The organism is Devosia sp. (assembly GCF_965229025.1).
Classification (GTDB): Bacteria; Pseudomonadota; Alphaproteobacteria; order Rhizobiales; family Devosiaceae; genus Devosia_A.
Genome location: NZ_OZ245853.1, coordinates 2,406,790 through 2,428,040, shown reverse-complemented (window position 1 = coordinate 2,428,040; position 21,251 = coordinate 2,406,790). Strand labels below are relative to the sequence as shown.

At 63.9% G+C, this 21,251-nt stretch carries 23 protein-coding genes; 11 read left to right on the top strand and 12 right to left on the bottom strand.

Going from position 1 to position 21,251, the window contains the following annotated elements; all coding sequences use genetic code 11:
- Positions 1–45 precede the first annotated feature (45 nt).
- Positions 46–681: a response regulator transcription factor gene (locus ACO06J_RS11940; RefSeq protein WP_421760939.1), complete on the top strand. Its 636-nt coding sequence runs from the start codon at positions 46–48 to the stop codon at positions 679–681.
- Positions 682–738: 57 nt separating this feature from the next.
- On the opposite strand, the gene ACO06J_RS11935 is transcribed toward ACO06J_RS11940, so the two are convergent.
- The 3 genes from ACO06J_RS11935 to hemA form a co-directional block, all read right to left on the bottom strand.
- Complete coding sequence (locus ACO06J_RS11935) at positions 739–1,212, bottom strand: flavodoxin family protein (protein WP_421760938.1); 474 nt, start codon at positions 1,210–1,212, stop codon at positions 739–741.
- An 88-nt stretch (positions 1,213–1,300) separates the two neighbouring features.
- A complete protein-coding gene (maiA, locus tag ACO06J_RS11930) occupies positions 1,301–1,951 on the bottom strand; it encodes a maleylacetoacetate isomerase (RefSeq protein WP_421760937.1) in 651 nt (216 codons plus the stop codon).
- A 43-nt stretch (positions 1,952–1,994) separates the two neighbouring features.
- Positions 1,995–3,275 (bottom strand): 5-aminolevulinate synthase, encoded by a 1,281-nt coding sequence (gene hemA / locus ACO06J_RS11925; RefSeq protein WP_421760936.1) that lies wholly within the window; start codon positions 3,273–3,275, stop codon positions 1,995–1,997.
- A 404-nt stretch (positions 3,276–3,679) separates the two neighbouring features.
- On the opposite strand from hemA, the gene ACO06J_RS11920 reads away from it, so the two are divergent.
- Complete coding sequence (locus ACO06J_RS11920; protein ID WP_421760935.1) at positions 3,680–5,008, top strand: hypothetical protein; 1,329 nt, start codon at positions 3,680–3,682, stop codon at positions 5,006–5,008.
- 15 nt (positions 5,009–5,023) lie between these two features.
- On the opposite strand, the gene ACO06J_RS11915 is transcribed toward ACO06J_RS11920, so the two are convergent.
- Both ACO06J_RS11915 and ACO06J_RS11910 read right to left on the bottom strand, forming a co-directional pair.
- Positions 5,024–6,031 (bottom strand): endonuclease/exonuclease/phosphatase family protein, encoded by a 1,008-nt coding sequence (locus tag ACO06J_RS11915; RefSeq protein ID WP_421760934.1) that lies wholly within the window; start codon positions 6,029–6,031, stop codon positions 5,024–5,026.
- Positions 6,032–6,248: 217 nt separating this feature from the next.
- The gene (locus ACO06J_RS11910) at positions 6,249–6,968 is read right to left on the bottom strand and encodes an SDR family NAD(P)-dependent oxidoreductase (RefSeq protein ID WP_421760933.1); all 720 of its coding nucleotides are present in this window, start codon (positions 6,966–6,968) and stop codon (positions 6,249–6,251) included.
- Between the two features lie 92 nt (positions 6,969–7,060).
- On the opposite strand from ACO06J_RS11910, the gene ACO06J_RS11905 reads away from it, so the two are divergent.
- A complete protein-coding gene (locus tag ACO06J_RS11905) occupies positions 7,061–7,435 on the top strand; it encodes a winged helix-turn-helix transcriptional regulator (protein ID WP_421760932.1) in 375 nt (124 codons plus the stop codon).
- 112 nt (positions 7,436–7,547) lie between these two features.
- Here the strand turns inward: ACO06J_RS11905 and ACO06J_RS11900 are convergent, their stop codons facing one another.
- On the bottom strand, positions 7,548–9,110 hold the full coding sequence (locus ACO06J_RS11900) for a winged helix-turn-helix domain-containing protein (protein WP_421760931.1): 1,563 nt from the start codon (positions 9,108–9,110) through the stop codon (positions 7,548–7,550).
- A gap of 224 nt (positions 9,111–9,334) precedes the next feature.
- Between ACO06J_RS11900 and ACO06J_RS11895 the strand changes: the two genes are divergently transcribed.
- The 5 genes from ACO06J_RS11895 to ACO06J_RS11875 all read left to right on the top strand — a co-directional run bounded on the left by ACO06J_RS11895 (position 9,335) and on the right by ACO06J_RS11875 (position 13,923).
- Positions 9,335–9,934: a hypothetical protein gene (locus ACO06J_RS11895; RefSeq protein ID WP_421760929.1), complete on the top strand. Its 600-nt coding sequence runs from the start codon at positions 9,335–9,337 to the stop codon at positions 9,932–9,934.
- 336 nt (positions 9,935–10,270) lie between these two features.
- The gene (locus ACO06J_RS11890; protein ID WP_421760928.1) at positions 10,271–10,444 is read left to right on the top strand and encodes a hypothetical protein; all 174 of its coding nucleotides are present in this window, start codon (positions 10,271–10,273) and stop codon (positions 10,442–10,444) included.
- Positions 10,445–10,590: 146 nt separating this feature from the next.
- Positions 10,591–11,361, top strand: coding sequence for an SDR family NAD(P)-dependent oxidoreductase (locus tag ACO06J_RS11885; protein ID WP_421760927.1), 771 nt, complete (start codon positions 10,591–10,593; stop codon positions 11,359–11,361).
- Positions 11,362–11,443: 82 nt separating this feature from the next.
- Positions 11,444–12,109 (top strand): OmpA family protein, encoded by a 666-nt coding sequence (locus tag ACO06J_RS11880; protein ID WP_421760926.1) that lies wholly within the window; start codon positions 11,444–11,446, stop codon positions 12,107–12,109.
- A 209-nt stretch (positions 12,110–12,318) separates the two neighbouring features.
- Entirely contained in the window at positions 12,319–13,923 is a 1,605-nt protein-coding gene (locus ACO06J_RS11875; RefSeq protein WP_421760925.1) for an EAL domain-containing protein, read from the top strand.
- Here ACO06J_RS11875 and ACO06J_RS11870 read toward each other — a convergent pair whose 3' ends face one another.
- The 5 genes from ACO06J_RS11870 to ACO06J_RS11850 form a co-directional block, all read right to left on the bottom strand.
- Positions 13,924–14,751: a sugar phosphate isomerase/epimerase family protein gene (locus ACO06J_RS11870; protein WP_421760924.1), complete on the bottom strand. Its 828-nt coding sequence runs from the start codon at positions 14,749–14,751 to the stop codon at positions 13,924–13,926.
- Between the two features lie 20 nt (positions 14,752–14,771).
- Entirely contained in the window at positions 14,772–15,143 is a 372-nt protein-coding gene (locus tag ACO06J_RS11865) for a cupin domain-containing protein (protein WP_421760923.1), read from the bottom strand.
- A gap of 31 nt (positions 15,144–15,174) precedes the next feature.
- Positions 15,175–16,125 (bottom strand): S1C family serine protease, encoded by a 951-nt coding sequence (locus ACO06J_RS11860; protein ID WP_421760922.1) that lies wholly within the window; start codon positions 16,123–16,125, stop codon positions 15,175–15,177.
- Between the two features lie 183 nt (positions 16,126–16,308).
- Positions 16,309–16,794: a hypothetical protein gene (locus ACO06J_RS11855; protein WP_421760921.1), complete on the bottom strand. Its 486-nt coding sequence runs from the start codon at positions 16,792–16,794 to the stop codon at positions 16,309–16,311.
- Between the two features lie 72 nt (positions 16,795–16,866).
- Positions 16,867–17,340 carry a hypothetical protein gene (locus tag ACO06J_RS11850; RefSeq protein WP_421760920.1) on the bottom strand — a complete coding sequence of 158 codons (474 nt, stop codon included), beginning with the start codon at positions 17,338–17,340 and terminating at the stop codon, positions 16,867–16,869.
- Positions 17,341–17,522: 182 nt separating this feature from the next.
- Here ACO06J_RS11850 and ACO06J_RS11845 point away from each other — a divergent pair, with 182 nt between their 5' ends.
- The 3 genes from ACO06J_RS11845 to ACO06J_RS11835 all read left to right on the top strand — a co-directional run bounded on the left by ACO06J_RS11845 (position 17,523) and on the right by ACO06J_RS11835 (position 20,143).
- A complete protein-coding gene (locus ACO06J_RS11845; RefSeq protein WP_421760919.1) occupies positions 17,523–18,653 on the top strand; it encodes a glycosyltransferase in 1,131 nt (376 codons plus the stop codon).
- 88 nt (positions 18,654–18,741) lie between these two features.
- Positions 18,742–19,605, top strand: coding sequence for a S1C family serine protease (locus tag ACO06J_RS11840; RefSeq protein WP_421760918.1), 864 nt, complete (start codon positions 18,742–18,744; stop codon positions 19,603–19,605).
- A gap of 37 nt (positions 19,606–19,642) precedes the next feature.
- Positions 19,643–20,143: a response regulator transcription factor gene (locus ACO06J_RS11835; RefSeq protein WP_421760917.1), complete on the top strand. Its 501-nt coding sequence runs from the start codon at positions 19,643–19,645 to the stop codon at positions 20,141–20,143.
- Between the two features lie 192 nt (positions 20,144–20,335).
- On the opposite strand, the gene ACO06J_RS11830 is transcribed toward ACO06J_RS11835, so the two are convergent.
- A complete protein-coding gene (locus ACO06J_RS11830; protein ID WP_421762497.1) occupies positions 20,336–21,235 on the bottom strand; it encodes an FAD:protein FMN transferase in 900 nt (299 codons plus the stop codon).
- Between the last annotated feature and the right edge of the window lie 16 nt (positions 21,236–21,251).

The following is a 21,251-nucleotide window of genomic DNA, read 5'->3' as shown; positions in this document are numbered from 1 at the left end:
ATCTGGCATCAATTGCATGATGTCATTGTTTCTGTCGGAGGGCACATGACCGAAAGTTTCTATTATTCGTCGTTCTTGAATCGCGATCGTCTGGTTCATATTCTTGATCCGGATGCGGCGACCTGCGAGGCGCTGAGTGTGCTGTTCAGGCTGGAAGGCTTCCAGACCGCGTTTTCGGTCGATGTTGCTGGCTTTCTGCTGGCCCTCGAGCGGCGGCGGCCAGATGTGGTGCTGGTCAATGTTCACATCGGTAAGGATAGCGGGCTCGACGTGCTGCGCCAGATCAAGGCGATGCGCAATGCCGCGCCGGTGTTCATTCTCGAGGATCGTCCCGAAGTCGATTTTGCGGTGGAGGCGATGAAGGCCGGAGCGGCCGATGTTGTCGCCAAGCCGATCGACACCGAAAAGCTGGTGAAGGCGGTGACCCATGCGCTGCGGCGCGACGTGCATGTGGGCGTGCCCGCGGCCGGACGCCGCCCGGTCGAGGTACGCGGTTTTGCGCAGCTGACGCCGCGCGAGCGCGAGGTGCTCGAACTGATCACCAACGGCCAATCCAACAAGGAAGCCGGCCGCGAGCTCGGGATTTCTCCCCGCACCATCGAAGTGCACCGGGCCCGCGTCATGGAAAAGCTCGGTGCGCGCAACACCGCCGACCTGATGCGGATCGTGCTGGCGGGTTGAGTCTCTTTTGACGCGTTTCCGAACCGGAAAACCGTCGCCACTTTTCCTGGAAACGCTTTAGATCGGCAGCGCGGCCGCCCAGGCGGTCGCCCGCTCCAACTCGCCCGGCTTCATCGGCCCCTCGGTGCCGCCGACGCGAAACCCTTCGGGCTCGCCGAGGAAAGTAAAACCCTTGCGCTTCAGCCCGGCCGCAATGCGGTCGGCGGCGTAGCCGCCGGCATGCACCACCCAGCGCAGCGGCGCCGGCTTGATGTCCTCAGGGTCGAGCCGCGTATCGAATGCGGCGGCCTTGCGCGCGGCCGCGAGAATGGCGTCGAGGCCCTCGACAAAATCGCTGGTCGAAGGCGTGGCGTTAAAGCCGCGGGTGGGCGAGCCGACGATCAGGCAATCGACGTCTGTCAGGTCGAGCCGCGCCGCATCGTTGACGCGCACCAGCCGCACCTCGCCCTTGCCCGCGAGCCCCACCGCGATGGCCTCGGCGATCTTCTGCGTGTTGCCGAATATGCTGTCGTAGACAATGACGATCGCCATGGGGACCTCCGTAAGGGAACGCGGCAACCTTATGGAAGGCGGAGGATGCCTCCTTGATATCGATCAACCCTTGGCGCGGTTTGGCGCCTCAGGCCTTGGCGGTCTCACCCGGATAGTCCGGCTGCGCCTCGGGAGCGGCATCGGCGAAGGCCTGCAACTCCCGGCAGGCCGCGTCGATCGCCACCAGCCGCGGATAGGCGGTGAGGTCGCACCCAAAGCGCCGGGCATTGGCCATCTGCGGCACAAGGCACGCGTCGGCCAGCGTTGGTGTCGCGCCAAAGCAGTAGGGCCCATCGCCGCCGCGCTGCTGCGACTGCGTTTCAAGGCTGGTGAACGTCACGGCCACCCAGTGCTGGTACCAGGCGAGCTGCCCCGCCTCATCCGCCCCAAGCTTTTCTGCGAGGTACTTGCGGACCCGCTGGTTGTTCACGGGGTGGAGGTCCGCCGCGATCAGATAGGCGAAAGCGCGGGTCTCGGCGCGCTCGATCGGGTCGGCGGGGTAGATGCTGGGCGCGGGGAACAGTTCTTCGAGCAGTTCGATGATCGCCATCGACTGCGCCACCACGCGGCCATCAATCTCCAGGGCCGGCATCAGCCCCTGCGGGTTCAGCCGCTGGTAGCCAGCGTCGCGGGGCGAGCCGATCGGCACATACTCATAGGCGATGCGCTTCAGGTTGAGCACGATCCGGACGCGCTGCCCGGCGGAGTTCTGATAGCGGGTGTGGAGGCGCAACTGCATGCGCGTACCCTAGGGTATTTTCAGGACAAATGCGTGACGGCGATCAGCCGCCGGCAGTGGAAAGCGTCAGGTCGCCGGTCGAGAGCCGCTCGGCGGTGACCTTATCTGTCGGCCGCTCGCGCGGCAGCTCGAGGCTGGCCCAGACGCTCACCAGCGCATGGCGCAGCTCGATGATCATCTCGTCGGTATGGAGCGGCGTCGGCGTGATGCGCAGCCGCTCGGTGCCCTTGGGCACGGTCGGGTAGTTGATCGGCTGGATGTAGATATTGTGCTTTTCGAGCAGCATGTCGCTCGCCGCCTTGCAGGCGCGCGCATCGCCCACGATCACCGGCACGATATGGGTGCTGGTCGGCATCACCGGCAGGCCGGCATCAGCGAGGATATCCTTGGTGGTCTGCGCCTGGCGCTGCTGTGCCGCGCGTTCGACCTGCGAGCTCTTGAGATGCTCGATCGACGCACGTGCCGCGGCGCAGAGCGCCGGGGGCAGGGCGGTAGTGAAGATGAACTCGGGTGCATAGGAGCGCACCGCATCGACAATCGCGCGGTTGGCCGCGATATAGCCGCCCATCACGCCAAAGCCTTTGGCCAGCGTGCCTTCGATGATGTCGATCCGGCCCATCAGCCCGTCGCGCTCGGCAATGCCGCCGCCGCGCGGCCCGTAAAGGCCCACGGCGTGCACTTCGTCGATATAGGTGAGCGCGCCGAACTCTTCGGCGAGGTCGCAGATCTCGGCGATCGGGGCGACGTCGCCATCCATCGAATAGACCGATTCAAAGCAGATCAGCTTGGGGCGCTTGCGATCGACGGCCGCTAGAAGTTCGCGGAGGTGCGCGACGTCATTGTGCCGGAAGATCTGCTTTTGCATACCCGACTGGCGCACGCCCTGGATCATTGAGGCGTGGTTGAGCTGGTCGGAGAAAATGATGCAATCGGGGAGGAGCCGCGCGATCGTCGAAATCGCCGCTTCGTTGGAAACGAACCCCGAAGTGAACACCAGCGCCGCATCCTTGCGGTGAAGGTCGGCGAGTGAACGCTCCAGCTCGACCAGCGGCCGGTTGGTGCCGGAAATGTTGCGCGTGCCACCAGCGCCGACGCCGAGACGACCAGCCGTCTCCTGCATCGCGGTGATGACCTTTTCGTTCTGCCCCATGCCGAGGTAATCGTTCGAGCACCAGATGGTGATCTCGCGGGCGTTATCCGCCGCATCGCGGAACACCGCGCGCGGGAACCGGCCGGCGATGCGCTCAAGGTCGGCGAAAACCCGGTAGCGCTTTTCCTGCCGGAGCGCATCCACGGCATCTTCGAACAATCCGCGATAGTCCATTGTCACACTCTCGATGCGGGCATCCGCACCCGCTGGCGACCCCACAGTCCGACGCTAGCTAGTCGGACCAAAGCCGCTTTGACATAGGTCAATTCGCCGCGCGACACCCTTGAAGACCTTGCCCGGCCTGCAAATCGACTTGGCAGATTGGAACCATCCTAAACCACAAGCGGTTAACTTCCAATCGACGGCCGCCTGATGGTGCACCGGGGGTACCGCTCCCAATGGCGTTCGGCAACAGCATTTTTGCCCATGCGGCGCTGCTTATCGGTGAGGGCGTTCAGCGAGCGTTCAGCCTCATAATGGGACCCCAGTACCGAAAGAAACCTCGTTTGGAGCCCGGCGTTGACCGGGGCCGTGCGTGGGTTAGTATCGCTGCCGAGGGAAATAGGGGGAAACAGGCCATGAAGAGCTTCTCGTCATCGAGTTTTGCGAGCGATCATGCCGAAGTGCTTGATCTGGCACTGGCCGCAGTCAATCGCCACCCGCAGGCACTTTTTACTGATTTCCAGTGGTTCCTCTACGAAGCGCGCGATACGGTGTTCTTCACTGCCGCGTCGAAATCGCATTTCGACAAGGATTCGATTGGCAACCTCGTCGCCGATATGGTGGCGCTGGCGCCGCAGCTGACGCACGGCTTCGTCGGCGCCCGCCCCGGCCACGCTTTCCCCAAGCACCTCCTCGATGCCATCACCCATGTCGAGGAAGTCGACGAGTTCGACGGCTATCCCGACAAGTGGGTGTCGAAATCCCCCGATATCTTCGAGCGCAAGGATCTGCCGCTGTTCCGCGTCTCCGCCGTGGTGCGCCGCGGCGGCCCCGATGAAATGGGCCGCGCCTCGATGATTCAGGTGCGTTCGAGCCACGCGCTGCTAGAAGGCTCCGACTCAGCGCTGTTGACGCGTTCGTCTTCGGCCGGCCACGGCGTCATGAGCGACAAATCCAACAAGGTCGCCCTCGGCGCCCGCATCAACGGCCTGCTCCGCGGCTGGGGCATGACGTTCATGTACGTCACCCTCGCCAACCTCCTCGCGCCGGCCGAAAAGCCCTGGGGCTTCAAGACCCTGGCGCTGAAGCGCCACCGCCTGCGGCTCCTCGCCAACAAGCTCGGCGTGCGCCAGCGCTCGCTGATGTTCGCGCTCGTCACCCACGCGCTCAACGGCGAGGGCGAAGAGCGGCACATGTCGAAAAAGGTGATCGGCGCCGCCTACACCATGCTGGATGGCAAGCGCCACGACGCCGATGACGATTTCTTCCGGGTTCGCGCGCTCGAAGCCAAGTTCGAGGTGATCGACGACTTCGTCGCCTATGTCCGCAAGGTCGACGACACCATCGACCAGATCGAGAAGAAAGACATCACCAAGTTCCAAGTGATGATGAACTCGATGTTCAAGGCGCTCAGGACGCTCAACCGCATCGCACCCTTCCTCCCGGGCAAGCGCTTCTGGCGCTTCAACGGCGGCGTCCACGTGGTGCTGACCCTGGTGCCGCCCCACCGCACCTACGGCCCGATGACCCACGGCATGATGGAGCCGATCTATTGCGGCGCCTGGCACCCCGCCGCCAACATCTGCACCTTCTGCCCCGGCCGCGAATACATCACGATGAACTTCTCGATGGAAACGAGGCATATCGCCAACGTCGACAAGATTACCGCGCTGCTGGAGCGGGTGGAAGCGATGGACGTGGTCCCCGCTGGTCGCACAGTCGCAGCCGACGATGAAGGTCTGTAGCGCCGGGTAGTTCTGTCAGGCGCGAAGGCCGCTAACCTTGAGCACCACCATCTCGTGGTCCGACAACACCTCGCCGTCGGGCGCGACTGCGGCGATGATCTCGCTGCCGGTCACAATAACCCCGCGCGTCAGGAACCAGTCGAGCTTGTAGGTACCCTTGGCGCCGCGGCTGACGCGGCTGGAACGGGTGGTGGTCTGCTCAAGCCGGCCCGAGTGACGCGCAAAGCCGCGCGAAGCAGTCAGCGCAAACAGCGGCTCCTTTTCGAAATCGCCGCCATCGGCGAGGCCGGTATTGAGGTCGCCACCCAGCACCACCGGCATATCGCCGACCAGCGTGTTGATGGTGTCGAGCAACACCTCCATCTGATGACCACGATGCGCGCCGTCGCCGCGGCTTTCGAGGTGCACCGACACCACGCAAACTGGCCCCTCGGTCGTCGCCACCACCGCCGCGATCGCGCAGCGGCTGCCGATGCGGGCTGTCTCTACTTCATGGTTGAACCAGAACATCTGATCGGGCAGGCGGATCACCACCGGCGTCTGCAGCGCAGTCGCGGCGAGCATGCCATTGCCGTGAAAGCCGTTGCGGTTGTGGTCATCGACGCAGAACTCAAGTTCGACGCCATTGCCAAGCTCCAGTTCCACAAACTCGACGCCATAGGCGTAGGCCATGCCCAGCAACCCCGCCATGTCGCGCGTCGTGTGGCGCTGGCCCGTCCGCGCCATGCCATTGTCCATCTCGGACACCAGCACCACCCCAGCGCCCGTGGTGGCCAGCAGCACCGCCGACGGCTCCACCGAATAGCAGCGCTCAAGGTTCCACGCGGCAACAGTCAGCGGAAATTCCAACGGCGCCAGCCGGCTGCCCACCGGCGCCTCGACGCGGTTGAGGCAGGCCAGAGAATCGAACGCCGCCTGATGAATCGCCTCACTCCGCTCAAGCTGCAGCATGGCGCTGCGGGTCACCTGATCGGGGGCGTGAAGGGGAGCCGTCTGCGCGGGCTTGACGATATCGTGGTGCATAGCAAACCGGAATCGGATGGTGAGCGATGGGGTCCGGGCTATCCCGCGCGGGTGTCAGCACGGTGACAGGGGGGGGGTGCTGCGACACCCCACACCCTCGCGATCATCTGGGCACCCTGAAGTGGGAGGAGCTGTCCGCCTTGGTGCTCTTCTCACTAAAGCCGACAGTCGATAGAAGGCAGCTCAGGCGAGCTGTTGCTGCCACAGCGAGTTCATTTTAGTGAGCCATCGGCGGGAGTATCGCCTCTGTGCGGGTTCGCTCTTTCGCCAATCTCCAGACTTCGTCTGCAAGCGTGTCCGGATCGACGACAGGGAAGGAATCGAGGACCATTCCAGCCGCCACGGCCGCCGCCATTCCCGTGGAGTTCTCGATCATGGCGCCGACATGCAGCATGCCCGCAAACACACCGTCTGGCTGAACTTCGTCATGCAACGTCATCACGTAGTTGCGGGTGGCGGCCATGGCAGGGCCAGGTCCGCTCATTCCGGCAATCGGGAGAACTGCAGAGAGCCCATCGGCCACGATAAACGCTCCATTGCCGCGCGAACGCATGCCTGGCATCACTGCATGCGCCAGCTCGATTGGTGCCCAGGTCAGCAGGGGTGAAACTGACTGCAGGTAGCTCGCTTTCAGATCAGCGGCCGGCACGAAATACGCGGTGCTGGAAATGGGGGAGAACAAGGCAACATCGATCGGGCCAAGCTGCGCTTCGATTGCCTGCACGAGGGATGGGATAGCTGCAAGGTCGGTCAGGTCGGCTGGAAAGCTGAATGCCTCGATCCCCCGCTCGGCCAGTTTGGCCTTGAGCTTATCAAGGCCGGCTGCGCCACGAGCGATCAGGGCAACCTTGTAGCCCTCCCGGCCAAATCTGGCTGCAACCGAAGCACCCAAGCCGGTGCCAGCTCCGAAGATCGCGATAGTTTTTTGGTCAGTCATCAGGACGCTCCAATGGCGGTATGTTTTCCTGACCACCTATGTGTGCTATCGCTCTTTGCGCACAAGAACGCAGAAATTTAGGGCCTAGTCAGATGCGTGTACCTACCCCTCCCGATCAGCCCGGCACCTTTCCGGCATGCCGGCAAGTGAACCAGATGCTCGGGCGCATGGGTGACAAGTGGACGATCATGACCATCACCATGCTGGTTCAGCAGCCCAGACGGTTCAATGAACTCAAACGCCTGATTGGCGGTATTTCTCAGCAGATGCTGACGCGGACGCTGAGGTCGCTGGAGGGGGATGGCCTGGTATCGCGGAAGGTGCATCCCAGTATCCCGCCTCAGGTTGAGTACAGCCTGACCCCGCTGGGACAATCGTTGGCGCAACCGCTGCTTGCGCTATCGGCCTGGGTTTTGGACAATATGGAAGCAATCCAGAACTATCGTGCGCAAACCGCGCGGGCTTGACGATATCGTGGTGCATAACAAACCGGAATCGGATGGGGAGCGATGCGGTCCGGGCTAACCTGTGTGGGTGTCAGCGTGGTGACAAGGTGGGGTGTTGATGTAGAGCAGGAAACTAACCGACCAGTTCGGCGCCGAGGCCGGTGCCGAAGTTCACCTCCTCTGGAATGACGGCGAGACCGAAGCGCTGCACCAGTGCGGCGGTCAGCGGGCGCATGAAGTTGCGCCGGTGGGCGCGAACCATGAAACGTCGACCCGTGACGTTCCACAGGAACCGGATCGCCTCCTTTGCCCTCTCCGCATTGGGGGCGATGACGTAGACGAACAGGGGTGCCGTCTCATATCCGGCCATCGCGCAGAAGGCCTGCAGCGTTGCGTAGGCGTTGGGAGCGATATCGCGCGTCAGGCGGCAGATCCGTTCGAAACCTGCCATGTCGTTTGCTGCGAGGAGCGCGCTGGCCTCGACGACCAGCAGGTAAACCTGGAAATGCGAGCCCGCCTCCGAGAGCTCAAGGCTGCGTTCCAGCAATTCTGTGCCGCGTTCGACGTCGCCGGCAAAGCCGGCCGCCTCACCGGCGAGCGCAAAGGCGGCCGCATGCGCCGAACTGTTGGACAGCACGTCATCGGCAATCTGGCGCGATAGCTGCAGATAACCACGATTGATGAACAGCAGGAGCTTTGCAACGGCGAGTTGCATGATGGGTTGCCGCTCAAAGCGTGCCAGGTTCGCGAGCGCAATCGCCTCCATGTCGTCCTCGATAGCGCGCCACTGGGCTTCGCCGACGATCTGCCCCGAGGGATCGTAAAAGCTCTGGATCAGCCAGGTGTAGAGGTTCAGCCCGCGCATCACCTCCATCACCGCATTGTCCGGGTCGCCCGCTAAAATTGTCTCCAGTCGCTCGGCGTTGGATTTCCACGTTAGCATATCTCCGTCCATCATCAGGGCCGCCTCGAACAGGCGCACCCAAGGTGGCGGTTCACTCGGCACCACATGGGTGCGGGATTCCGGCAGCGCGGCGCTCGACCAGATGGCATGGACAATGGCATCCGCGATGGTCGCGATTGCCGCGCCACTATCGCCGTCGCCATTGACCAGCCTGAAGGTGTCGAGGATGGCCGATGTCTCGCCGTGACGGAGAACCAGCGCCGCGTGCAGCCGCTGCCCATCGCCGTGGAAGCTGGCATCGAGCAGGAAGCTCGCCTTCGTCGCGTTGACACAAGCCTCTCCGGGGCTGGCTGAACGGCCGGAGCTCAGCCGGTCCTCCAGCACGGCGACCAGGCTTACGATCGAGGCCGTCGCGCCAGGGAGGTGCTCGCCATAAACCGAACCGAGGCGCAGTAATGACGGTTTCTCGTCGCGCTGCCGGACCTCGCCGATCCAGGTATAGCCTTCCCCATATTGCGTGCGGATGAAGCGCGGCGAGCGCGCGTCGTCGCGTAACTTGCGACGCAACTGGTTGATGAGAAAGTCGACATGGCGATCGCTGGCCGGTTCGGAGCCTTCGCCGCTGACGGCCGCGACCAGCACGTCTCGCGGCAGGAGTCGGCCGGCATTGTCGATCAGCCGCATCAACAGGGCGCGTTCCTGCCGGGTAAAGTGCAGCAGCGCGCCATCGGCGTGCGTCACTGACAGAAGATCGCGCCCAAAGACCAGATCGACGACGTTGTCGGCCTTCATCTCACCTCACAAACCCAGCGTTTCAGAGAAGTCAGCGCAACAATCTATGCGTCATGTGCATAGCAGCCATGCGGTGGGTGGCAATCTTACCCATAGGAAACAAATAGCGGCCAAACAGTCGTCTGCAACTCTTCCAGAACGAATGGCAGTAGGTCTCAGGATGCCCTTGTCTGTCCAGATGAATTTGAACTTGAGGCTGTTGCGCAACCGAGGAAGAAAACGACATGACGCCTCTACGCAAACTGGGCATCGCCAAACTGGGCATCGCTTTGTCCGTCGGGATTTTCGCAGTGGCCGCCGCGGGCTCGGCCTATGCACAAGCCAATGTCGCGGCGGGCCAGGAAATAACTAACGCAGACGCCGCGATAAAGCTGCTGCAGCCCCTCGGTAGCCAAAATCCGGTGGACCTGTCGAAGAACGGCATCGATACAAGCACCGATGCGAGCACCGATACCCAAGTCGTCTGGCCCGGGCCGATCTTCAATGCCGAAGGCGGACCACTGAAGATCTTCAATTGTACCGGGCAGACGATCAAGGTGAAGACCTTCAACTCCAACGATTCCGCCACACTGGTGGCGTTCCAAGAGAAGTCGATCGGCAATGGCAGCGCCCTCGGGCTGAAATGCGCCACCAAGAGCTGCAAGGTAAAGATCGGCAACGGCAACGTCTACTCAGCGTTGAGCGGTGCGCAGGTCCTGCTCTCGGGCGCCAAGCTGCAGACCACCAACTCGGCGGCGATCAACAGCGGATGCGCCGTGTACGTGAAGCCGAAATCGGGCCCGCGGACCATTGAGGGCGAGGCTGTTCAGGCAATCGGGAACTAGACCCGCTTCGGGCCGCCCCAGTCTGAAGGCAGTAGCCGAATTTCCGGCATTTTGATTTCCGTGGAGAGTGATGTGAAGAAATTTTTGACTGTAGCGCTGTCGTTGAATTTTCTCTTGCTTGCCCCGCCTCTGGAGCTTGTTCGGCCCGCGCTGGCACAGACGGTCTGTCCAAACGGCGTCTTAATGCCGGCAGGCCAGAAGTTTTGCCCCTCCGTCGCGACGCAGTGCCTCGATGGCACCAAAATCAATTCGAACATGACTTGGCAACAGGCTTGCGCAGACCACGGCGGAACGGCGCTTCGACCGGCCGCATTAAAGTGCTCAGATGGGTCTGTGGTGCCCAAGGCAACGGTCATCAAGGGCGTCAATGCAGTGCAGGCGTGGTGCGCGGCGGCTGCTGCCGAAGTAAAGTGCTCAGATGGGTCCGTGGTGCCCACGGCAACGGTCGTCAAGGGCGACAAGGCGGTGCAGTCGTGGTGCGCGGCGGCAGTAGCCGGCACCACGATGTGATGGTGAGCGCAACGGGTCGGGTGGCTCAACCGGCCCAGCCACGGGCGTGATGCACGCGGTTCGTACCACTCCCCACCTCCCCGCCCTTGCCCCGTCCCACCTCTCACGCTAGGACACCCGGCAAAACACCATTGCGGGGGAGCCCTATGTCCGATTTTGCCAATTATCCGAGCCTCAATAATCGTCCTGTCATCATCTCTGGCGGCGCCTCGGGCATTGGCGAGGGGATTGTGCGTGAGTTTGCCGCGCAGGGCAGCAAAGTCGGATTTGTCGATATCGCCGCCGATGCGGGCCGGAAGCTTGAGGCTGAGCTGACGGCCAAGGGCCAGACCGCCAAGTTCATTGCCTGCGACATCACCGATATCCCGGCTTACCAGTCCGCCATCCAGCAGTTCGAGGCCGCGCACGGCCCGGCCCTGGCGCTGGTCAACAACGCCGCCAATGACCTCCGCCACAAGTGGGAAGAGGTGACGCCCGAGTTCTGGGACAAGTCGATCGCCGTCAACGCCAAGCACGCGTTCTTTGCCGCGCAGGCGGTGCTGCCCGGCATGATCGCCGCAAAGCAGGGCTCGATCATCAATTTTGGCTCGATCAGCTGGATGATCCTCACCGGCAACCTTGCCGCCTACACCGCGTCCAAGGCCGCCATGCACGGGCTCTCCCGCTCGCTCGCCCGCGATGTCGGCAAGCACGGCATCCGCGTCAACACCATTGTCCCGGGCTGGATCATGACCGAGCGGCAGCTCACCCACTGGATCGATGAGACCGCCAACCGCCTCATCGATGAGCAGCAGGCGCTCGCCGGCCGCCTCTACCCTGTGGATATCGCACGGATGGCGCTGTTCCTCGCCGCAGACGACTCGAAGATGATCTCGGCGCAGGACTTCGTCGTCGACGGCGGCTGGGCGCACGGCTAAAGTTTGCCCTATTGGCAGCAGTCATCACGTTGCCGCCGCATTCGCTGACGAGAAACGGCCCAACCACATCCGGGGGAATCCGATGAAGTCGAAGATCTTGATAGCGGGCCTCGCGGCCCTGTCGCTGAGTGCCTGTACGTCAGTCAATCCCTATACCGGGCAGAGTCAGGTTTCGAACACCACGGGCGGCGCGCTCGTCGGCGCTGGCGGCGGCGCGGTTGTTGGCGCCCTGATCGGCAGCGCGACGGGCGGCGACGCGCGTGTTGGCGCCTTGATCGGCGCCGGCCTCGGCGGCATGACCGGTGCCATGGTCGGTAAGTACATGGATCAGCAGGAAGCCGAACTGCGGGCGCAACTGCAGGGCACCGGCGTTTCGGTGACGCGCGTTGGCCAGCAGATCATTCTCAACATGCCGTCCAACATCACCTTCTCGACCGATTCCTCGACCATCCAGCCGCAGTTCAACGAGACGCTGGTCTCGGTGGGCCTGGTGCTGCGCAAGTTCAACAAGACGCTGGTCGATGTGTACGGCTATACCGACAATACCGGGTCGGACAGCTACAACTACGACCTGAGCCAGAAGCGTGCCGTAGCGGTTGCCACCGTGCTCGCCAGCCAGGGCGTAATCCAGGGCCGCTTCCACATCACTGGCAAGGGCGAGGAAGAGCCGATCGCTTCCAACGCCACCGAGGCGGGCCGCTCGCAGAACCGCCGCGTCGAAATCCAGCTGTCGCCGATCCAAGGCTGACGGTAAAATACCGAATAGACGAAGGCCCGGGAGCAATCCCGGGCTTTTTTGTTTGGCGCAGATACATCGGTTGCCGCGCGCAAAGCTTCGCCCACCGGCAATTGGTGCGCATTTATATACCGATTAGTGACTTATTGCCCCTCATCGTACCATTCGGCCAGGTGTCCCGCGGCGTTTAGCGCGCGGTGACAGTCCAGAAGGGACGGGTGATGGTACGTTTTGTAGGGTTGCTGATCTCCCAGACGCACCAGCACGCCATTCGCGTCCTGCTGTTTATCGCGTTGTTCGTGCCGCTGCTGTCGCTGGCTTTCGCCGTGGTGGTCGGCCAGGTGCAGAACACTATCCGCATCGAGGCAGTGGGCCAGCTTGATGTAATGCGTTCGGCCCTTGTGAAGCTCCGCGATGTCGGCGATCGACTGCAAAGGGAAGCGATTGCCGAGCCCTGCTCGCCAGATTTCAACCGCCAGCTCCGCCGCATCGCCTACGCACCAGACGGCCTCAACGAGTTTCTCCTCGTCGCAAACCAGTCGGTGCTCTGCTCTGTGGGCACCATCCGCTACGATGCCCCCATTGCACTGGGCGCGCCCGACATTGCAAATCCAGAAACCGGCCTGCCGATCCTGTGGCTCGACCGGCCGCTCGACCGCTTCGGTCTTGAAGGCATGTTCGGCACGCTCGCCCAGATCGGCTCCTTCGCCATTGTCGTACCGCCGGGCGGCGGCGGCCCTTCGCCGCGCTGGATGACCACCGAGATGGGCTTTCTCATCGACGGCAAATGGTGGCACCGAAGCGGCGAGCCAGGGCTGTTCGAAGCAGCCGTACATGGACGAAGCGACGGCCTGCAACCCGCCGTTCTGCCCGATGCCTTCCGGCTCCTCCAATGCGACGAAACCGGGGTAACCTGCGTCGTGGCCGGGGCTCGGCTCGGCGATCTGTTCACCCTAGGCTGGCTGGCGATGGCGGCCATCGTCGCTGCAACCATCGTCGTCGCCGCATGGCTCTCCGCCCTGGTCCACCGCCTTATGCGCCGCTTCTTTGCCTTCGAAGCGCGCTTTCTGCGCAACTTCTCTGCCGACACCGTGATGTGCACCTATCAGCCGATCCTCAACCTCAGGACCGGAGAGATCGATGGGTGTGAGGTGCTGGTGCGCTGGCGCGATCTGGATGACCGCGTGGTCTTTCCCGACCAGTTCCTGCCCATCGTGGAAGCCCGCGGCCTCACGATGCCGCTGACCCGCTATGTTGCCGAAAAGGCCTTCGCCGAGCTGCAATCGCATGTGCCCGCGAACCGCAGCCTGCAGGTCAACATCAACATCTCGCCGCGCGATATCGATGCCAACAAGCTGCTGCCCCTGTTCACCGAACTGCAGCTCGACCCCCGCTTCCGTCTGGCAGTCGAGATTGTCGAGACGGAGTCCTTTGACGCCGTCGCTGCCCAGCGCGCCGTCGACCAGCTACGGCAGCGCGGCATCGCGACGTATCTCGATGATTTCGGCACGGGGTTCTCGTCCATCCACAGCCTCGGCGCGCTCAAGATCGATGGCGTCAAGCTCGATCGCGCTTTTGCCATGGCCAATGACGCGAGCCTCCTCGGCCAGATGCTGCCCAATGCCCTGCACATGATACACCAGACCGGCCGCGTAACTGTGGTCGAGGGTGTCGAGACCGCCGAGCGGCTAGCGCAACTGCGGGCATTGGGAAATGTGGACCGGGTGCAGGGCTATTTCATCGCCCGGCCCATGCCGATCGAGCGCTTCGTGGCGTTCCTCGCCGAACAGGACATCACCTCCGCCGAGGCCCGCCGCGTCGCGTGATCAGCGTGCCGCGAAGGCAGCGCGGGCGAGGTCGCGCAGCTTGAGCGACTCCTGCCAGCGGTCGGTGAGATCGGCGCCGTCTGCCCCTGATATGGCGTAGGGCTGGGGCCCCAGCTCGCACAGAAAGCTCAGCTCCGAATCCCCTGCCGCGCGCCCGCGCCAATCGGCAAAACCGCGCCGCCACCAGGTGCTGAACTGGTCGACCCAGCCCGCGTGCTGGGCAAACCCCAGCGGCACCTGCGCCTGCTCGCTCGACGCCACCCGGCCGTGAAAGGCCCAACTGTGGTGAAGGATCGTGGCGATCTGCTCCTCAAGTTCCCCCGACACCGGCAGCACGATCTCCCGGCCCACCACATAGTGCGAGAGGTCGGCGAGCAGCTTGAGCTCGGGCAGCGCGGCGATCAGTTCAAGCGTGAAGTGGAGGTCATTGGTCATCCGGTCGCGATGCGTTTCGACATAAACCGGGAAATCCACCTCTTCAGCGAGCCGCAGCCAGCCCTCCGCCACACTCACCGCCTCGGCAAGTTTCCGGGGGCGCAAGTTGGGCTGGATGTTGAGGTGATGCAGCCCGTGCTCCGCCCCCCATTCAAGCGCCGGCTTCAGGCTGTCGATATCGGTGGGAAAGCACAGCCCCTCGACCACCAGCCGCGCCGACTTCGCCTCAATGGCGACCCGGCGCGCCTCGTCGTGGTCGATCCATAGCGTCCCCAGCCCGTCGAACCCAGCGCCCGCGATCATCTCGATATTGGCACCGAGCGACCGCTCCGGCGGCGCATCCTTGAGCCCGATCATCGCCCACAGCGATTGCAGCACCAGCAGCTTTTGCATCTTTGCCCCCACAGCGAGCATCAAATGAGCACAACGCTTTCCTGCTCGTTCGGATCGGTCCGCGCAATCAGCGCCCGCGCCACTTTGTCGGTGGGGTTGAACGGCTGGTGCGGCACGCCCGCAGGGATATAGACGAAATCGCCTTCCTCCACATGGTCGAGGAACTCGAGGTTCGGCCCGTGCCGGAACGAGGTCTTGCCCTCGAGCATAAAAATCGCGGTCTCGTGCGCCTCGTGATAGTGCGCTTTGGCTTCGGCGCCGGGCGGCATGACCAGCATGTGCATGCAGATTCCCTCGGCATCGGCCGATTGCGCCGATACGCCGGCGAAATAGTCCAGCCCCTGCTTGCCGTGAAATCCCTCGCCGCCGCGAATGACCTTGCAGGCTTTCATCCTGTCCTCCCGTCTGAATCGGACGAGGAAGCTACTGTGCGTCGGGGCGCCGCGCCAGTGTGGCATCGAGCGAGAGCAGGTGCCCGGAGCGGAGAAGGTTGAGCCGCACCGTCCGTCCGATGGCGTCGGCATTGAGCATCCGTAGCAATGGGCCCGGGCCCTCGACTGGCCGCCCATCGAGCGTCAGCAGCACATCCCCTTCCTTCACCCCGGCGCGGTCTGCCGGACCGCCCGCAACAATCGAGTGCAGCACTGCCGCCGACCGCGTCGTGATCTTCGCCGCATCCGCCACCCGGCGCGGAATGGCGACGGTATCGGACGCGAGCCCGAGCCAGGCCCGGCGCACCGCGCCATGTTGCAGCACTTCGCTCAGCACCAGTTGCACCGTGTTGCTGGCCACCGCAAAGCAGATCCCCTGCGCCCCAGTGATCATCGCGGTGTTGATGCCGATCACCGCGCCCGAGCTCGCGACCAGCGCGCCGCCGGAATTGCCGGGATTCAACGCCGCGTCGGTCTGGATCACGTCTTCGATCGGCCGGCCGCTGGGGGAGCGGAGGCTCCGCCCGAGTGCCGAGATCACGCCAGCGGTGACGGTCGACTCAAACCCCAGCGGGTTGCCGATGGCGATGGCGATCTGGCCGCGCCGTAACGTGCCACTGTCCCCAAGCGCCGCGATGGCGAGCGCGCTGCCATCCGCCTTTAGGATCGCGAGGTCGGTATCCGGATCGCGCCCGAGCACGCGCGCCGAGAGCCGCCCGCCCTCGGGCAGGTTCACCCGCACCTCGTTGGCCTTGCCCACCACATGCGCATTGGTGATCACCAGCCCATCATGCGAAATGACCACGCCCGAGCCATGCCCCTTGCCCTTGATCGCCACCATGGCGACGGCCGGGCCGACATGATCGGCAACATCCGACACCGTCATCGAATAGGCATCGAGAAGGTTCTGGTCGGCGGCTGCGTGTGGTTCAAAGTTGAGCATGCTGCGCTCCCGGTTTTCCGTGGGTGGAAATGTGGGAGAGGCACGAGCGCATAAAACCCTGCCCATCTGGGGAGCTTTTGATGCATTGCACGCGACGCGTGGACATCCGGGCCGGAAAGGCCACCCAGACGAAAGCGGGCGCCCCAGTGGAGCGCCCGCAGCTTGTTCTCACGGTCTGCGCCCTCAGACCGCTGACGACGGACCCGTTGGGCCCGTTGGGCCCTGGTCGCCGGTGGAGCCGGTCGGCCCCTCCTCACCCACCGGACCCTGCGAACCTTCGTCCCCAGTCCCGCCGGGCTGACCAGCGGGGCCAGTGTTGCCCGTTGCGCCCGTTGGCCCTTGCGTGCCGGGGGCGCCGTCATCACCATTGGGGCCAGCATCGCCGATTACGCCCTTGGTACCTGCCGCCGGCTTGTGGTCACCGGGGCTCGCCCCGTTCCGCCACGTCGGCCGGCGACCGGTATCGCCGCTCTCCAGCATGGCCATCAGCTTGTCGAAGCACGCAGCAATCTCATCGTCGCGCATCGGGCGCTCAAGCATGACCGCCTGGCATTCGCGCGGCACCTTGACCATCGATTTCGCCATAACTGGAGCTGTGCCGAGGCCAAATGCCAAGGACAAACTCACCAGCCCGATCATTCCCGGCAGCATCGCATGAAGCGATTTCATCATCCGTCTCCTATCCACTTTGACACTGCGCGCCGGGTCCGGCGCGACAGCGTGCATGGGTGCTGTGTTGGGTTAGCCGGCTGCGCCAGTGGGACCAGTCGGCCCCGTCGCGCCAGTGTCGCCCGTTGGGCCGGTGGGTCCGGTATCACCGGTCGCCCCGGTCGGGCCGGTATCGCCCGTGGGTCCGGTGTCGCCGGTCGCTCCTGTGGGGCCGGTCGCTCCCGTAGGACCGGTATCGCCTGTCGCGCCATCGGCGCCTCCCGGCCCAGCGTCGCCCTTGGGACCTGCACCGCCGCCGCCATTGCTGCTGCCCGTATCATAAAAGACGATGGACTTGCCGCGCTGCTGCGCGATCAGCAACAGTACCTGCTTGAAGCACGCCTTGATCTCGGCATCGGTCATCGGCCGGTCAAGCTTGGTGGGAGCGCAACCTGCGGGTAATGCCGTCTGGCTTCCGGCGAATGCCGGTGTCGCGGAGAGCGACAGGACCGAGCACATGCCGATAAGGCCTGCCACCCCGCCGATCATGCCAAGCGTTTTAGTCATACGTAGTCTCCTGTTGTCGGCGGCGCAGTCGCGCCCACCAAGATGCTTCGAATCAGTAGATTATGGGTTAAATGGTTAAAATCGGTTAACCAAAGCAAGTATCGCTAAGCTTTGGGCAATATCGCTCTCGCGCAGCGTCGCTGATGCAGACAAACGGATGACCGGCGCGTTAGGGAACTGAAATGCCAAAAACCATCGGCTTGTCGATGATCGTGAAGAACGAGGCGCCGGTAATCGAGCGGTGTCTTGAGCGTGTCGCGCCGCTGGTCGACTATGTGCTCATTGCCGATACCGGCTCCAGCGACGACACGGTTGATCGGATCGAGGCCTTCCTCCTCCGCCACAACATCCCCGGCCACGTGGTCCAACACGCCTGGGCCAATTTCGCGCATAATCGCACTCTGGCCCTCAATGAAATTCAGGCACGGCCGGAGATCGACTACGTCTTCACCATCGATGCCGATGAACTGCTCGAAATCGACACTGATCTCGATCTTTCCGCCTTCAAGGCTGGCCTCAGCGCGGATCTTTACGAAATCGAGATGGGCAATGGCTCCCTGAGCTACGGCCGCTGGGCGCTCTACTCCAACAGGCTGCCGTTCAGCTACAAATCGGTGCTGCACGAATATCTGGATGCGCCGCCGGGCGCAGTGCGGGGCGGGCGACTAGCTGGCATGCGGGTGCGCTATACCTATGACGGAGCGCGCAGCCGAAACCCTGACAAGTTCAAGGATGACGCTCGGGCCCTCGAAGCGGCGCTGGTATCCGAGACCGATCCGATGCTGGTGGCGCGCTACACCTTCTATCTCGGCCAGTCCTATCGCGATGCCGGGCTGCGCCAACCGGCCTACGAGGCCTACCTTCGACGTGCAGAGATGGGTCACTGGGTCGAGGAGCGTTACGTCAGCCTCGTCAATGCCGGAAGTCTCGCTGGGGCGCTGGGCAAGCCGCTCATGGAGCAGGTCGGGCTCTTCCTTCAGGCCTACGATCTCGTCCCCGGCCGCGCTGAAGCCCTCCACGGGGCTGCGCGTGCCTGCCGGCAGGCCAAGCATTATCATCTGGGCTATCTGCTGGCCCGGCGTGGCCTCGAAATTGCCCGCCCGGATGCTGGCCTGTTCATCGACGACAGCGTCTACGCCTATCGTATGCTCGATGAGCTCCAGATTCTGGCCTACTGGTCCGGGCATTTTGCCGAAAGCGCTGATGCCGCCGCTACGCTCCTCGCCGACGGGCTGGTGCCCGAGGCGGATCGCCCCCGGCTCGCTGAAAACGCCCGCTTCGCTTTCGCCAAAGCCGGGCTGCCGCAGCCCTGACTCATAAAACCCTGCCCATCTGGGGAGCTTTCCGGGAGCGGGTGCCAGGCGCAGCTTTAGGGCAACAGCAGATTTTGAGGATAACGTCATGTCGTTTCCTGAGCTTGCGGCGCTTTCGGCCGCAACCACTGGCCTCGCCGCCAGCATCGCCCCGCGCCTGATCGCGGTGCAGGGCGCCGATGGGCGGCAGATGAGCGGATTCATCTGGCGCACTGGCCTCGCCGTCACCGCCCACGAAGCGCTGGAAGGCGAGGACGAGATCGCCGTGCTCACGGCCGATGGCTCGACCGCAACCGCCCAACTGGTCGGCCGCGATCCCTCGACGGACGTGGCGCTTCTCAAGCTCGACACCGACGCCTTTGAAGATTGGCCGGCCGCCGCCCTGCCGCTCCCCGGCGCGCTGGCGCTCCTCGCCGGCCGCAGCGAGAACTCTCTCATCGCCAGCCTCGCGTCGATCACCGAAGTCGGCCCCGCCTGGCGCAGCATGCGCGGCGGCGAGATCGACGCGCGCATCAGCATTGGCCTGCGCCTGTCGCCGCAAAGTGAGGGCGGCGTGGTGGTAGCGCCCGACGGCACGCTCATCGGCATGGCCGTCAACGGAGCGGGGCGGCGGACCCTTGCCATCCCCGCCTCGACGCTGGCCCGAGCCATAGCGACGCTGAGTGAAAAAGGCTATGTGCCGCGCGGTTGGCTGGGCGTAAGCCTGCATCCGCTGGGGCAGGGCGGCGGCGCCATTGTCGTTGGCCTCGAAACCGATAGTCCTGCCACCAAGGGGGGCTTCCTTGTTGGCGACATCATCACCACATGGGGGAGCGATCCGGTCGATACCGTGGCCGGAGTTGCCGATCGCCTGAATGCCGCAAATGTCGGCAGTAACGTCAAACTGGGAGTACTTCGCGGTGGCAGTGCATTGGAACTCGACGTCACTCTCGGCGAGCGCCCACGGGGCTGACAGCGCCCGGGCAGTTCTTGCTGCCCAGGTTCATGGTGTGGCTTTCGATCTGGTGGATGTGGCACTCGAACAGGTGCTGCGCACCATTGTCGAAGGGCGGCACGATTTCTATGAGGCTTCGCCCGAACAGGCGGTCGTCACGATCTCCGATCGCCCGCAATTCGAAAACGGGTTCGCCCATACCGGCCGCATCCTCCGCGTCGGTGGTGATGCCGGTCGCAATGCGCTCGAAACCCTCGATCCCGGGCTGATCCTCTCGGCCGCGTCGCTCATCGCGGCGGGCTATACGCTCGACAAGGAACGTGCCGAGCGTGAAGGCCGCACCTCCGGTGGTGGGCTCGTCCGTTTGAGCCAGCGCGAGCGGCAAGTCGCCGATCTCCTCGTCGATGGCGCCTCCAACAAGGTGATCGCCCGGGCGCTGGATATTTCCGTTCACACCGCCAAGTTCCACGTCACCGCCATCCTCGACAAACTCGGCGCCCGCAACCGCGCCGACGCGGTGTCGATTATTCTCCGTGAAGGACTGGTCGCGATTTAGCTGGAGGCAGCACTTGCCTTCTCCCCTTGTGGGAGAAGGTGCCCGACGGGCGGATGAGGGGTTCTCTCCGCACTAACCAGCCTCTCCTCGCTACGCTCGGATCGCGCGACACCAGGGTGTCGCGGACCCCTCATCCGGCGCTGCGCGCCACCTTCTCCCACAAGGGGAGAAGGCACTGGCGAGGCCGGGTTTCTACTCCCGAAACATCCCCGTCGCGATCTCGCGCAGCCCATCCCCATCCCGCACCATAAACAGCGCGCTGAGCTGAAGGGCTTCGGCCAGCTCAGGCCCCCGCACCTCGGCCAGCACCAGCAATGCTGTCGCCCAAGCGTCCGCCATCATGCACGATTGTGCGGCGACCGAGACTGATGTCACGGCGTTGTCGACCGGCGACCCGGTGCGCGGATCGATCGTGTGCGACACCCATTTACCGTCATGTTCGCGGAAATGCCGGTAGTCGCCAGAGGTGGCGAGCGCCAGATCGGCCAACTCCTGAATGCGTGCCACATCCCGCATCTTGCGGTCCGGCTTTTCGATCCCCACCAGCCACGGCTCGCCACCCGGCTTCAGCCCGCTGGCACGGACTTCGCCGTCGATCGACACGAAGTATCGCGTGATGCCGAAGCGCTCGAGGCACTCGGCGAGCTGGTCGACGCCGAAGCCCTTGGCGATGCCCGAGAGATCGAGCTGAACGGCCGAAGTCTTGCGCACACGCAGATTGGGCGCGTCAAGTTCGAGGCCGTCCGTCGATGGGCGGCGCGTCGAGGGGGCACCACCGATCTTGTTCTGATCAGCAGACGGCCCAGCAGCACCAAACCCCCAGGCATCGACAGCATCGCCGACGCCCATATCGAAAGCGCCGCCCGATGCCTTGCCGATATCGAGCCCCGCCACGAGCACAGTCATCAGCTCGGGTGGCACCACCTGCCACAAGCCGACCGGCGCGCGGTTGAGGCGGCAGAGGTCGGACTCGGGCTTCCACGTCGACATCTGGTTGTCGACCCGATCGACCGCCTGCTGCAGCGCGGTGCTGAGGCGAGGCATGTCGACCGGAGCCGAGCTATAGAACGCCGCCGAATAGCGGGTTCCCATGGTGGCCCCCGAGAGG

Bases quoted from the DNA above. Each gene is read 5' to 3' on its own strand.
- ACO06J_RS11935 (WP_421760938.1), bottom strand. From the start codon at position 1,212: ATGGCGATCGTCATTGTCTACGACAGCATATTCGGCAACACGCAGAAG.
- maiA (WP_421760937.1), bottom strand. From the start codon at position 1,951: ATGCAGTTGCGCCTCCACACCCGCTATCAGAACTCCGCCGGGCAGCGC.
- ACO06J_RS11870 (WP_421760924.1), bottom strand. From the start codon at position 14,751: ATGCAAAAGCTGCTGGTGCTGCAATCGCTGTGGGCGATGATCGGGCTC.
- ACO06J_RS11860 (WP_421760922.1), bottom strand. From the start codon at position 16,125: ATGCTCAACTTTGAACCACACGCAGCCGCCGACCAGAACCTTCTCGAT.
- ACO06J_RS11865 (WP_421760923.1), bottom strand. From the start codon at position 15,143: ATGAAAGCCTGCAAGGTCATTCGCGGCGGCGAGGGATTTCACGGCAAG.
- ACO06J_RS11850 (WP_421760920.1), bottom strand. From the start codon at position 17,340: ATGACTAAAACGCTTGGCATGATCGGCGGGGTGGCAGGCCTTATCGGC.
- ACO06J_RS11910 (WP_421760933.1), bottom strand. From the start codon at position 6,968: ATGACTGACCAAAAAACTATCGCGATCTTCGGAGCTGGCACCGGCTTG.
- ACO06J_RS11840 (WP_421760918.1), top strand. From the start codon at position 18,742: ATGTCGTTTCCTGAGCTTGCGGCGCTTTCGGCCGCAACCACTGGCCTC.
- ACO06J_RS11880 (WP_421760926.1), top strand. From the start codon at position 11,444: ATGAAGTCGAAGATCTTGATAGCGGGCCTCGCGGCCCTGTCGCTGAGT.
- ACO06J_RS11895 (WP_421760929.1), top strand. From the start codon at position 9,335: ATGACGCCTCTACGCAAACTGGGCATCGCCAAACTGGGCATCGCTTTG.
- ACO06J_RS11900 (WP_421760931.1), bottom strand. From the start codon at position 9,110: ATGAAGGCCGACAACGTCGTCGATCTGGTCTTTGGGCGCGATCTTCTG.
- ACO06J_RS11915 (WP_421760934.1), bottom strand. From the start codon at position 6,031: ATGCACCACGATATCGTCAAGCCCGCGCAGACGGCTCCCCTTCACGCC.
- ACO06J_RS11920 (WP_421760935.1), top strand. From the start codon at position 3,680: ATGAAGAGCTTCTCGTCATCGAGTTTTGCGAGCGATCATGCCGAAGTG.
- ACO06J_RS11875 (WP_421760925.1), top strand. From the start codon at position 12,319: ATGGTACGTTTTGTAGGGTTGCTGATCTCCCAGACGCACCAGCACGCC.
- ACO06J_RS11830 (WP_421762497.1), bottom strand. From the start codon at position 21,235: ATGGGAACCCGCTATTCGGCGGCGTTCTATAGCTCGGCTCCGGTCGAC.
- ACO06J_RS11885 (WP_421760927.1), top strand. From the start codon at position 10,591: ATGTCCGATTTTGCCAATTATCCGAGCCTCAATAATCGTCCTGTCATC.
- ACO06J_RS11855 (WP_421760921.1), bottom strand. From the start codon at position 16,794: ATGAAATCGCTTCATGCGATGCTGCCGGGAATGATCGGGCTGGTGAGT.
- ACO06J_RS11845 (WP_421760919.1), top strand. From the start codon at position 17,523: ATGCCAAAAACCATCGGCTTGTCGATGATCGTGAAGAACGAGGCGCCG.
- ACO06J_RS11940 (WP_421760939.1), top strand. From the start codon at position 46: ATGACCGAAAGTTTCTATTATTCGTCGTTCTTGAATCGCGATCGTCTG.
- hemA (WP_421760936.1), bottom strand. From the start codon at position 3,275: ATGGACTATCGCGGATTGTTCGAAGATGCCGTGGATGCGCTCCGGCAG.
- ACO06J_RS11905 (WP_421760932.1), top strand. From the start codon at position 7,061: ATGCGTGTACCTACCCCTCCCGATCAGCCCGGCACCTTTCCGGCATGC.